Source organism: Pseudomonas paraeruginosa (assembly GCF_003025345.2).
Lineage (GTDB): Bacteria > Pseudomonadota > Gammaproteobacteria > Pseudomonadales > Pseudomonadaceae > Pseudomonas > Pseudomonas paraeruginosa.
In genome coordinates this window covers 4,487,113-4,499,521 of sequence record NZ_CP020560.1, presented here as the reverse complement: position 1 = coordinate 4,499,521, position 12,409 = coordinate 4,487,113, and the positions used below count along the sequence as shown (strand labels likewise).

Here is a 12,409-nt window from a genome sequence, read left to right as displayed (position 1 = left end):
CCCGCGTAGCCACTCTGCATGGCGTCGTGCCGACGAGCAGCGGCAATGTCCGCATGCCTGCCGGCGAAGAGGAACGGGAAAGTTCCGCGGCCAGGAGTTTTCCGCAAAAACTCCAGAGCCTTTCGCAAGAATCGCCCCTCTCGCAGCCACTACATTCCGCTATCCGCTGATGCCTCGCGCCGGCGGAATGGGCCTGGCCCATACTGATCCGTATTCCCGCGCCACAGGACGTGCCGCGCCGCCGGCACCACCCGTCGGCGGCGGTGCCCCGGGCAATGGACGCCTGGCCGGACTTCTTTCAATAACAATGGCTCCACAAGAGGAGGGCGTGATGTTCAAAGCCAGTCACGTCTTGCAGGGCGAGGACCAGACCCGGTCCGCAGCCGAATTCTTCCCCGTCGTCAGCGCCAACTACGCGGTCGACGAGGAAGCCTACCTGGGCGAACTGCTGCAGCTCGCCGACCCCGGTCCCGACGGCATCGAGGCTATCCGCCGCAACGCCCGCGCACTGATCGAAACCGTGCGCAGCCGGGACAACGCCGTCGATACCCTCGACGCACTCCTGCGCCAATACAGCCTGGACACCCAGGAAGGCCTGATGCTGATGTGCCTGGCCGAGGCGCTGTTGCGTGTGCCTGACGCGGCGACCGCCGACGCGCTGATCCGCGACAAGCTGTCCGCCGCCGACTGGCAGCGCCATCTCGGCCAGAGCGACAACGTGCTGGTCAATTTCGCTGCCTGGGGCCTGGTGATGACCGGCAAGGTGGTGAACATCGACGAACGCACCGACGGCCGCGCCCCGAGCGTCATCAGCCGCCTGGTGCAGCGTTCCGGCGAACCGGTGATCCGCGCCGCGATGAACCAGGCGATGAAGCTGATGGGCAAGCAGTTCGTGCTTGGCCGGACCATCTCCGAAGCGCTGAAGAACGGCCGTCCATGCCGCGAGCAGGGCTACACCTATTCCTTCGACATGCTCGGCGAGGCCGCGCTGACCGCCGCCGACGCCGAGAAATACATGGCCGACTACCGCCAGGCCATCGACACCGTCGGCGCCGAGCCGCAGGTTGGTCCGGGGCCGCGGCCGTCGATCTCGATCAAGCTCTCGGCGCTGCATCCGCGCTACGAAGTGGCGCAGCGCGAGCGGGTGCTCAGCGAGCTGTTCGCCAACGTCCTGGAACTGGCGGTGCGCGCGCGCAAGCTGAACGTCGGCATCACCATCGACGCCGAGGAAGCCGATCGCCTGGAGCTGTCCCTCGAACTCTACGAGAAGCTGATGCGCGACCCGGCCATCGTTGGCTGGGGCGAGTTCGGCCTGGTCATCCAGGCCTACTCCAAGCGCTGCCTGCCGGTGCTGGTGTGGCTGACCCTGCTCGGCCGCGAACTCGGCGCGCGCATCCCGCTGCGCCTGGTGAAGGGCGCCTACTGGGACAGCGAGATCAAGCAGTGCCAGGTGCAGGGCGCCGACGGCTACCCCGTCTACACCCGCAAGGAAGGCACCGACACTTCCTATCTGGCCTGCGCCCGCTACCTGCTCAGCGAGCACACCCGCGGGGTGATCTACCCGCAGTTCGCCAGCCACAATGCCCACACGGTCAGCGCCATCCTCGCCCTGGCCGACGAGGCCAGGGCCGCCGGCGGCGAGGAGCGCGACTTCGAGTTCCAGCGCCTGCACGGCATGGGCGACGCGCTGTACGACACGGTGATCGAGAAGTACCGCCGCAACGTGCGCATCTACGCCCCGGTCGGCGCGCACAAGGACCTGCTGCCGTACCTGGTCCGGCGCCTGCTGGAGAACGGCGCCAACTCTTCCTTCGTGCACAAGCTGGTGGACCCGCGCGTGCCGGTGGAGACGCTGATCCAGCACCCGGTTACCCAACTGCGCCAGTTCAAGACGCTGGCCAACGACCGTATCCCTCTGCCCCAGGCGATCTTCGGCGCCGGGCGGAAAAACTCCCAGGGCATCAACATGAACATCCAGAACCAGTGGAACGAGCTGGAGCTCGCCTACAAGCCGCACCTGACCCGCCAGTGGCAAGCTGCGCCGATCGTCAACGGCGAGAAGCTCTCCGGCCCGGCCCACGAAGTGCGTTGCCCGTACGACCTGGAGAAGCTGGTCGGCAGCGTCCAGTACGCGTCCGCCGAGCAGGCCGGCAAGGCCCTCGACGTGTTGCAGGCGGCCTGGCCGCGCTGGAGCGCCACCCCGGTGGACGAGCGCGCCGGCATCCTCGAACGCCTCGCCGACCTGCTGGAAGCCCAGCGCGGCGAGCTGATGGCGCTGTGCACCCTGGAAGCCGGCAAGTCGCTGCAGGACGGTATCGACGAGATCCGCGAGGCGGTCGACTTCTGCCGCTACTACGCCCAGCAGGCCCGCCAGCGCCTGGTCCGCGAGGAACTGCGCGGCCCGACCGGCGAGCGCAACGAGCTGTTCTACGAGGGCCGCGGCATCTTCGCCTGCGTCAGCCCGTGGAACTTCCCGCTGGCGATCTTCCTCGGCCAGATCAGCGCCGCGCTGGTCGCCGGCAACACCGTGCTGGCCAAGCCGGCCGAGCAGACTAGCCTGATCGCCGCGCGCACCGTCGAACTGATGTTCGAAGCCGGCCTGCCGAAGGACGTGATCGCCCTGCTGCCGGGCGACGGCGCCACCCTCGGCGGCGTGTTCTGCCGTGACGCGCGGGTCGCCGGGGTGGCCTTCACCGGCTCCACCGACACCGCCCGCATCATCAACCGCCAACTGGCCGAGAAGCCCGGCGCCATCGCCACCCTGATCGCCGAGACCGGTGGGCAGAACGCGATGATCGTCGATTCCACCGCTTTGCCGGAACAGGTGATCAAGGATGCGGTACAATCCGCCTTCACCAGCGCCGGCCAGCGTTGCTCCGCGCTGCGCGTGATGTACGTGCAGCAGGACATCGCCGAGCGGGTGATCGAGTTGCTCAGGGGCGCCATGGCCGAGCTGAAGGTCGGTCCGACCGATGTGCGCGTCAGCGACGTCGGCCCGGTGATCGACGCCGAGGCCAAGGCCGGCCTGGAGCAGCACATCGCCGCGCTGAAGGCCGCCGGCAAGCTGATCGCCGAGACCCCGGTGCCGGGCAACCTGAACGGTCACTTCGTCGCTCCCGTCGCGTTCGAGATCAGCGGCATCGACGAGCTGAAGAAAGAGAACTTCGGCCCGGTGCTGCACGTGGTGCGCTACGCCGCTCAGGACCTGGAAAAGGTCGTGCAGGCGATCAACGCCACCGGTTTCGGCCTGACCATGGGGGTCCACAGCCGCAACGAGGAAACCGCCCGCCGCATCGAAGAGCTGGCGCGGGTCGGCAACCTCTACGTCAACCGCAACCAGATCGGCGCGGTGGTGGGCGTGCAACCGTTCGGCGGCCACGGGCTGTCCGGCACCGGTCCCAAGGCCGGCGGGCCGAACTACCTGCTGCGTTTCGTCAGCGAGCGCACCACCTCGGTGAACACCACCGCGGTGGGCGGCAACGCGTCGCTGCTGTCGCTGGCCGACGCCGAGTGATACTCCGTTCCCGGGCGCCTTGGCGCCCGGGTCGGTTTCCGGGGTCCGCCGTGGCGGGCACCGTGGAAATGACCGCCGTTCCGGTGCGTGCCCGGAACGGACCATAAAGGACGATTTTCCCTGCCCGACAGGGGAGGGATCGTGAGGCGTGGGCCTGTTCGGACTCGTTTGAGGCCACCCGCGTTTCCGGCTTGCTCCGGCAAGCACTCACGGAGTGACGCCACAAGCGCCATTCTGCCAACCAAGGGCCCGCTACCCGTTGCTTGCACACGCAAGGGCCCGGATAAAAACAAGCAATAGGGGAGTCCCTATGAGTGTCAATACGCCCACGCTGATCACCTTCGTGATCTACATCGCGGCCATGGTCCTGATCGGCCTGGCGGCATATCGCTCCACCAACAACTTCTCCGACTACATCCTCGGCGGCCGCAGCCTCGGCAGCTTCGTCACGGCGCTGTCCGCCGGCGCCTCCGACATGAGCGGCTGGCTGCTGATGGGCCTGCCCGGCGCGGTGTACCTGTCCGGCCTGTCCGAAAGCTGGATCGCCATCGGCCTGATCGTCGGCGCCTACCTCAACTGGCTGTTCGTCGCCGGCCGCCTGCGGGTGCAGACCGAGCACAACGGCAACGCGCTGACCCTGCCCGACTACTTCACCAACCGCTTCGAGGACAACAGCCGCCTGCTGCGGATCTTCTCGGCCCTGGTGATCCTGGTGTTCTTCACCATCTACTGCGCCTCGGGCATCGTCGCCGGCGCGCGCCTGTTCGAGAGCACCTTCGGCCTCTCCTACGAGACCGCGCTGTGGGCCGGCGCCGCGGCGACCATCGCCTACACCTTCATCGGCGGCTTCCTCGCGGTGAGCTGGACCGACACCGTGCAGGCCTCGCTGATGATCTTCGCGCTGATCCTCACCCCGGTGATCGTGATGATCGCCACCGGCGGCGTCGAGCCGACCTTCACCGCCATCGAGCTGAAGGACGCGACCAGCTTCGACATGCTCAAGGGCGCTTCCTTCATCGGCGTGATCTCGCTGATGGCCTGGGGCCTGGGCTACTTCGGCCAGCCGCACATCCTGGCGCGCTTCATGGCCGCCGACTCGGTGAAATCGATCCCGGCCGCGCGCCGCATCTCCATGACCTGGATGATCCTCTGCCTCGGCGGCGCCGTGGCCGTTGGCTTCTTCGGCATCGCCTACTTCCAGGCGCATCCGGAGCAGGCCGGAGCGGTCGGCGAGAACCCTGAGCGGGTGTTCATCGAACTGGCCAAGATCCTGTTCAACCCGTGGGTCGCCGGCGTGCTGCTGTCCGCCATCCTCGCCGCGGTGATGAGCACCCTGAGCTGCCAGCTGCTGGTCTGCTCCTCGGCGCTCACCGAGGACTTCTACAAGGCCTTCCTGCGCAAGGGCGCCAGCCAGCTGGAACTGGTCTGGGTCGGCCGCGCCATGGTGCTGCTGGTGGCGGTGATCGCCATCTGGCTGGCATCCAACCCGGAAAACCGCGTGCTCGGCCTGGTGTCCTATGCCTGGGCCGGCTTCGGCGCCGCCTTCGGCCCGCTGGTGCTGTTCTCCCTGCTGTGGAAGCGGATGACCCGCAACGGCGCGCTGGCCGGCATGATCGTCGGCGCGGTGACGGTGATCCTGTGGAAGAACCTGCTGGGCTGGACCGGCCTGTACGAGATCATCCCCGGCTTCCTCTTCGCCAGCGTCGCCATCGTCGTCTTCAGCCTGGTCGGCAAGGCGCCTTCGACGAGCATGCTCAAGCGCTTCGACGATGCGGAGCAGGAGTACCGCGAGGCGCACCAAGGGTCCGCCGCTCCGGTAACCCAGCGCTGATCGAGCCTGCGGGCGCGTGAAGCGCCCGCCCATCGCGACGGCCCGCCCCGCAAGGTGCGGGCCGTCGTTTTTTCCGGCGTCTGCGCCTGGCCGCGCAGGACGGATAACGGCGGCCGCGTTGCCCCCATCTCGTCGCGCGACTCAGGCGTCCCGCTCCAGCCGGCAAGCGTGTCCCGACTGTCGTGCCTCCAGCCTCAGCCATTCGAAGAATGCCTTCACCGGTGGATGACGTTCCCGTCCGGGCACGCACAGCGCGCTGTAGCCGGCGCCGTCGACGCTGATCTCCGGCCTGTAGGGTTGCAGCAGGCCGCTGGCGACGCTTTCCGAAACCAGGATCGAACTGGCCAGCACCAGTCCCTGGCCGGCGATGGCCGCCTGCAGGGCATAGTGCTCCTCGTCGTACTGGCGGACCACCGGTCGGCCTTGCATCCAGCTCTCGCCGGCCTGCGCGCACCAGGCTTCCCAGCCGTGGGCGTAGAGCCTGGAGTTGTGCCAGCGCACGCTGATCAGGGTCGGCCGCTGCTCCGCGGCCAGGGCGACCTGGGCCGGCGAGCCGTAGACCGCGAAGCATTCGTCGAACAGGCAGAGGCCGTAGAAGTTCGGGTAGTCGTCGAGGCTGTAGCGGATCACCAGGTCGATGCTGGCGTCCTGGTGCAGGTCGAGGACTTCGCAGTTGGTGTCCAGGCGCAGGTTGATCTGCGGGTGGGCGGCATAGAAGCGGCCGAGGCGTGGCACCAGCCAGAGGGCGGCGAAGGCCGGCGTGGTGGAAACCGTCAGGTTGCCGCCGCTGCGCTGCGGACGCAGCGTGTCGACGCTCTGCGAAATCTCCAGCAGCGCCCCGTGCAGGCTGCGGAACAGCCGTTCGCCGCAGTCGGTCAGGCGCACCTGCCGTGGCAGGCGCTGGAACAGCGGAACGCCGAGACAGGCTTCCAGCGAACGGATCTGGTGGGAGACGGCGGTCGGCGTCACCGAAAGCTCCTCGGCGGCGGCCTTGAAGCTCGACTGGCGGGCCGCCGATTCGAAGGTGCGCAGCGCGGTCAGCGGCAGGGAAGCGAACATTGGAATCTCCATGGATGAATTCAATTCACCCGGAACAACTATTGCTCATTTGTCGACGGCCCTCGCCGCCAATAGTTTTGCCTGCAAGCGAAGGGCCGCAAGGTGCTTCGAGTCTAGCCGAATCCAAGGAGATACAGATGAATAGAGTTCTTGTTGTCCATGCCAGTCCGAGGGGCGAGCGCTCGCAGTCGCGGCGCCTGGCCGAAGCTTTCCTCGTTGCCTACCAGCAGGCCCATCCACAGGCCCGCCCGACCCGCCGCGAAGTCGGCCGGGCTTTGGTGCCGGCGGTCAGCGAGGCCTTCGTCGCCGCCGCCTTCCATCCCCAGCCGGAACAGCGTTCGCTGGCGATGCGGGCCGACCTGGCGCTGAGCGACCAACTGGTGGGCGAACTGCTCGACAGCGACCTGCTGGTGATCTCCACGCCGATGTACAACTTCAGCGTGCCCAGCGGCCTGAAGGCCTGGATCGACCAGATCGTGCGCCTCGGAGTGACCTTCGATTTCGTCCTCGACAATGGCGTCGGCCAGTACCGGCCGCTGGTACATGGGAAAAGGGCGCTGATCGTCACCAGTCGCGGCGGCCACGGCTTCGGGCCGGGCGGTGAGAACCAGGCGATGAACCACGCCGATCCCTGGCTGCGCACCGCGCTGGGGTTCATCGGCATCGACCAGGTCACGGTGGTCGCGGCGGAGGGCGAGGAGTCCGGCGGCAAGTCCTTCGCCGACTCCTGCGCCGAGGCGGAACAGCGGCTGCTGGCGCTGGCGCGGTCGATCTGAGGAGGCGCCATGGCCTGGTTCCATCTGCTGGTGGCGGCGGCCTTCGAGGTCGCCTTCGCCATGGGCATGAAGTTCTCCAACGGCTTCGGCAGGCTCTGGCCGTCGCTGCTGACGCTGGTCGCGGCGCTCGGCGGGATCTATTTCCTGACCCTGGCGCTGCGCGAACTGCCGGTCAGCGTCGCCTATCCGATCTGGACCGCGATCGGCTCGCTGGGCACGGTGTTCCTCGGCGTGCTCCTGCTCGGCGAGAGCCTGACGGCGGTGAAGCTGGTCTCGGTCGGGTTGATCGTCGCCGGAGTGGCCGGGCTCAAGTAAGGGGTGCGGCGTTTGACCTACAATCGGCGGCGTTTCCGTCCCTTCGAGAGCAGCCATGCTGACCACCCTGGCGGTGTCCAACTACCGTACCCTGCGCGACCTGGTGATGCCGCTGCGGCGCCTGAACCTGATCACCGGCGCCAATGGCGCCGGCAAGTCCAACGTCTACCGTGCCCTGCGCCTGCTGGCGGACAGCGCGCGCGGCGAAGTGATTCCGTCGCTGGCGCGCGAGGGCGGCCTGCAGTCGACCCTGTGGGCGGGGCCGGAGGACATCAGCCGGGCCATGCGCAGCGGCGCGCAGCCGATCGAGGGCAGCGTGCGCAGGCAGTCGGTAAACCTGCGCCTGGGTTTCGCCGGGGAGGATTTCGGCTATTGCATCGATCTCGGCCTGCCGCAGCCAAGCCAGAGCAAGTTCGGCCTCGATCCGGTGATCAAGCGCGAATGCATCTGGGCCGGCCCGTTCCTGCGCCCGGCCAATGTCCTCGTCGACCGTCGCGGGCCGCTGTTGCGTACACGCGGTGGTGGCGGTCGCTGGGAGGTAGTGGCGCAGCACCTCGCCAGCTTCGACAGCATGCTGGGCGCGGCGGTGGATCCGCGACAGGTGCCGGAACTGCTCGGCCTGCGCGAGCGGATCCGTTCCTGGCGCTTCTACGACCATTTCCGCAGCGACGCCGAGGCGCCGGCGCGGCGCCCGCAGATCGGCACCCATACCCCGGTGCTCGGCGCCGACGGCGCCGACCTGGCCGCGGCCCTGCAGACCATCCGCGAGATCGGCGACGCGGCGGCGCTGGACGAGGCGGTGGACGACGCCTTTCCCGGCAGCCGCCTGCACATCGACAACCCGGGCGGGCGCTTCGAGATGCTGATCGAACAGCCCGGCCTGCTGCGGCCGCTGCGCACCGCGGAGCTGTCGGATGGCACCCTGCGCTACCTGCTGTGGGTTGCCGCGCTGCTGTCGCCGAGGCCGCCGGCGCTGCTGGTGCTCAACGAACCGGAAACCAGCCTGCACCCCGACCTGCTGCCGGCTCTGGGGCGCCTGGTCGGCCAGGCCGCGCAACGCTCCCAGGTGCTGGTGGTGTCGCACGCCGCGCGGCTGATCGCGGCGCTCGAAGAACAGCCGGAATGCCATGCGCTGGGGCTGGAGAAGGACTTCGGCGAAACCCGCGTGCAGGGCCTGCGCGAACTCGACCGGCCGGCCTGGTACTGGCCGGTGCGCTGAACCGCTACAGGCGGCCGATCTGTTGCGGCGCCAATGGCACCTGGCAGCGCGTGGCGGTGCGCGGGTCGAGGTAGTCCCGGAGGATCGGCGCCATGCCCTTGAGCACCTGCACCGGCAGGGCCGAGGTGAACTTGAACTGGCTCGACTCGCTGCCGTCGACGTAGGCGGTGAGGGTACCGAAGTGCCGCGGGCCGATGTAGAAGACGAAAGTGGCGGTGCGGTTCAGCGCCTTCGAGCTGCGCACCTGGCCGCCGGCGCTGAAGGTCTGCAGGCGGTTGTCGCCGGTGCCGGTCTTGCCGCCCATCACCAGCGGCGCGCCGTCCGGACGGCTGAAGGTGCCTTGCAGGCGTCGCGCGGTGCCGGCGTCGACCACCTGGGACAGCGCGTTGCGCAGGGTAGTGGCGACTTCCGAGGTCATCACCCGCTGGCCGAGGGTGGCTTCCGGCGCGAAGCGCGTCTCGTAGGGCGTACCCAGGGCGAAGTCGAGGTGCTCCAGGCGCAGGGTCGGCATGCGCACGCCGTCGTTGACGATGATCCCCATCAGTTCGGCCAGCGCCGCCGGGCGGTCGCCGGAGCTGCCCAGGGCGGTGGCGTAGGACGGCACCAGGTGATCGAAGGGATAGCCGAGCTTCTTCCACTGCTGGTGCAGGTCGAGGAAGGCCTCCACCTCCAGCAGGATGCGGATGCGCTTGTCGCGGGCGTTCTTGTGCCGCGACTTGAACAGCCAGCCGTAGACCTCCTTGCGCTCGGCACCGCTGGCCGCCACCGCCTCGCCGAAAGTCGCCTGCGGCTGCTTCTGCAGGTAGCCGAGCAGCCATAGCTCCAGCGGGTGCACGCGGGCGACGTAGCCCTGGTCGTTGAGGTTGAACTTGCCCGGGCCGTAGCGCTGGTACAGCTCGGCGGCGCGCTTGTCGGTCAGGCTGCCGCGGGGCAGGCGTTCGCGGAGGAAGGCGCTGAAGCTCGCCAGGTCGGCCTGCGGCCGCAGGTAGCGATGGATCGCAGCCAGACGCACCGGCCAGGGACGCAGGCCGTCGAGAAAGGTCTCCAGGCGCTGGTTGGCGTCCTTGTCGCGGTACTTGACCCAGAAGCGGCGCAGGTAGACCTGGCTTTCCTTGTCGACGAAACGGTCGAGGTAGTCGGCGCGGCGCGGGTCCTTGTCGTCGGCCAGCAATTGCACCTTGCTCCCGGCGTTCTGGTAGATGTCGTGGCGGATCAGGTCGCGCAGCAGGCGCACGAAGGGCAGGTTGATCGATTCGCGCAGGGCTTCCAGCAGCATCGGCCGGCGGCCGTTGTCTTCCTTGCGGAAGTTGTTGAAGGTGTGCAGCCCGCCGCCGGTGAAGAAGCTCTCGTAGGGGCTGGCCGAATAGCGCCGTTCCATGGCCGCCTGGAGCATCGCGGAAAGATCGCGGTCGCGGCTGGCCATCAGGTAGTCGATGCCCCAGCGGAGGATGAAATCGAGCGGCTCCACTTCCACCTTGCGCAGCTCGGCGACGCTCATGCCGCCATAGTCGCGGTGGATCTGCGCGACGCTCTCCAGGTAGCTGGCCAGCACCCGCAGCTTGGCGGTGGAGCCCAGCTCCAGCTTGCTGCCTTCGTTGATGTCGAAGGGCTGGTCGGTGTTGTCGGTCTGCACCCGCACCTGGTTGCCGCTCGGCGTGCGTTCGAACAGGGTGAAGCTGTAGCGCACCGCGCCGGTCGAGCTCGGGGTCAGCAGGCGTTCGCCGATCAGGCCGAGCTGGGCGGCGTAGTCCGGGTCGGCGAGTTTCTGCAGGTAGGCGCTGACGCTTTCCTGCAACTCGTGCTGGAGGGTGGTATTGGCCCGCAGGTCGAGACGGTCGAGGTCGTACAGCGGCACGCCGAGCATCCCGGCCAGGCGGGTACGCGCCAGGGTCACGCCCTTGTTGGTCGGCAGCGGTTGTACCGTCGGCTGGCTGCGCGAGTCGCGGAACGCCAGCTTCTGCGCCAGCGCCGCGTCGCGTAGCGGTGCCTCGATGATGCCCGCCTGGGCCAGCACCCGCAGGTGGCTGTCGGTCATCCGGTTCAGCTCGTCGCGGCCGCGCGGCGCCAGGTAGAAGGAAGGCCGCCGGTGGGCGATCATCAGCGCCAGCACCTGGCGCAGGGCCAGGCCCTGGGCGGCCAGTCCGGCCTTGCCGTCGAGGGCCGCGCCGACCTGCCGGTAATCGGCGCCGTACCAGACCCACAGGCCGTCGGCCAGGCCGGTGACCTCGCCGTAGCCCGGCGCCGCCGACAGCGGCACCGAGTTCAGGTAGGTGAGCACGATGCCCTGGCGCGCGGCGAAGTTCGCCGGACCTTCGCGATAGCTGCGCACGCTGGCCGAGAACATCTGCCGCAGCTTGTCGCCGATGCTGGTGGTGCGGCCCTCGGAAGAGTGGCGGTACTTTTCGATCTGGGTCGCCAGGGTGCTGCCGCCGGAGGAGTGCGCGCTGAAGCCGAGCATCCTGCCGACCTGCGACAGCGCCGCCTGGGTGAAGCGGCCCCAGTCCACCGCCGGGTTGAGGTAGGGGCGCTCATGATCGAGCAGGTCGCGGTTCTCGATGAACAGCAGGCTCTGCACCGCCAGCGGCGGCAGGCTGGAGAAGTTCGCGTAGCGCCGTTGCGGATAACGGAAGTCGTAGATCGGCACGCCGCGGCAGTCGGCTATGTCCAGCCCGGCCTGGGGCTTCTCCGCGTAGGGCGGGAACAGCCGGTGTTCGGTGTAGCGCATCAGCGCCGGGGAGAAGCGCGCCTGGCGGGTGATGGTGTAGTCGCGGTCGTACAGGCGCTGCATGAAGGACGGCAGCAACTGGTAGCCGAGGCGGCGGTCGAACGGGCCGTCCTCCGGGAACCGGATGGCCTCGCTGGGTCCCTGGCCCACCGCGTAGTCCAGGGTCGCGGCGTAGCGTGCCAGCTCGCGCGCCTGCAGGCGCGAAGTGTGCGCTTCGTGAAGTACCACGATGCCCACCGCGCCGAGGATCGGCAAGGCGAAGCCGAGCAGCATCAGGCGTTGGCGCAGGCGGTTTTTTCGAGAGGGAGCGGCGGCAGGCAGACCGCAGGGTTGCAGCTCGGAAGGGTCGTTCGTGGATCGTTCTGATGCACCCATGCTCGCACCGCCTGTAGCTGCGCAATTCATCCGCACCTGGGGGGAAGTCTAGTTGTCCCGTTGCAACCCTGCTGTCATTCGTGCAAGGAAAATCCCCCTGGCGGCATCGGACGACCGAGGGTTGGAGCGGCGTGGCGCAGGGGTTAGAGTGTCTGTCTGAGTTCCTTGTGTTTCGGGTCCGGAATGTCGATGCGCACACTTTTCCCCCTTCTCGCCATTGTCGTCCTGGCGGGTTTCTCCGGCCTCGCGGCGCAGGCCGCGCCGGCGCCCTTCTACAAATGGCAGAGCAAGCTCGACGGCCAGGTCGCCTGCATGCAGACCTCGCCGGGGGACGGTTGGGTAAGGCTCGACGGTCCCTATCGCGATCTCCACTGCCGCGAGCCCCTGCGCTGAACTCGCGGTGAAACCATTCAGCGCGGGCCACCTCCGGCGGCGCTTACGCCTTTGGTCCAGTTGCCCCGTCACGGAGCATGACGGCCTCGAAATCTTGTGTAAAACTCCGGCCCGACCTCAGTTGTAGTCGACTCCCGCAATGCCCACGTTCGCTCCACGAGAGCGGACAGCCTCTTCCGGTGTGCAGTCCTGGAACCTATGA

The 12,409-nt window shown here is 68.1% G+C and carries 8 protein-coding genes; 6 read left to right on the top strand and 2 right to left on the bottom strand.

Translation table 11 applies throughout. The annotated features are described in order from the left end of the window. Positions 1–331: 331 nt before the first annotated feature. Positions 332–3,514, top strand: coding sequence for a bifunctional proline dehydrogenase/L-glutamate gamma-semialdehyde dehydrogenase PutA (gene putA, locus B7D75_RS21350; RefSeq protein WP_107114404.1), 3,183 nt, complete (start codon positions 332–334; stop codon positions 3,512–3,514). Positions 3,515–3,824: 310 nt separating this feature from the next. Beyond that, positions 3,825–5,345 (top strand): sodium/proline symporter PutP, encoded by a 1,521-nt coding sequence (gene putP, locus B7D75_RS21345; protein WP_033996906.1) that lies wholly within the window; start codon positions 3,825–3,827, stop codon positions 5,343–5,345. A gap of 141 nt (positions 5,346–5,486) precedes the next feature. On the opposite strand, the gene B7D75_RS21340 is transcribed toward putP, so the two are convergent. After that, a complete protein-coding gene (locus B7D75_RS21340; protein WP_079381709.1) occupies positions 5,487–6,416 on the bottom strand; it encodes a LysR substrate-binding domain-containing protein in 930 nt (309 codons plus the stop codon). Between the two features lie 125 nt (positions 6,417–6,541). On the opposite strand from B7D75_RS21340, the gene B7D75_RS21335 reads away from it, so the two are divergent. Genes B7D75_RS21335 through B7D75_RS21325 form a run of 3 tightly spaced genes read left to right on the top strand, consistent with a single transcriptional unit; the run spans position 6,542 to position 8,714 of the window. Next, positions 6,542–7,180, top strand: a complete 639-nt coding sequence (locus B7D75_RS21335) for an FMN-dependent NADH-azoreductase (protein ID WP_043101390.1) — start codon at positions 6,542–6,544, stop codon at positions 7,178–7,180. Positions 7,181–7,189: 9 nt separating this feature from the next. Then, positions 7,190–7,495 carry a DMT family transporter gene (locus B7D75_RS21330; protein ID WP_053817676.1) on the top strand — a complete coding sequence of 102 codons (306 nt, stop codon included), beginning with the start codon at positions 7,190–7,192 and terminating at the stop codon, positions 7,493–7,495. Positions 7,496–7,550: 55 nt separating this feature from the next. Continuing rightward, complete coding sequence (locus B7D75_RS21325) at positions 7,551–8,714, top strand: AAA family ATPase (RefSeq protein WP_012077020.1); 1,164 nt, start codon at positions 7,551–7,553, stop codon at positions 8,712–8,714. Positions 8,715–8,718: 4 nt separating this feature from the next. On the opposite strand, the gene B7D75_RS21320 is transcribed toward B7D75_RS21325, so the two are convergent. Next, entirely contained in the window at positions 8,719–11,844 is a 3,126-nt protein-coding gene (locus B7D75_RS21320) for a transglycosylase domain-containing protein (protein WP_107114403.1), read from the bottom strand. 153 nt (positions 11,845–11,997) lie between these two features. Between B7D75_RS21320 and B7D75_RS21315 the strand changes: the two genes are divergently transcribed. Next, positions 11,998–12,207 (top strand): hypothetical protein, encoded by a 210-nt coding sequence (locus B7D75_RS21315; protein WP_023442815.1) that lies wholly within the window; start codon positions 11,998–12,000, stop codon positions 12,205–12,207. The last annotated feature ends 202 nt before the right edge of the window (positions 12,208–12,409 follow it).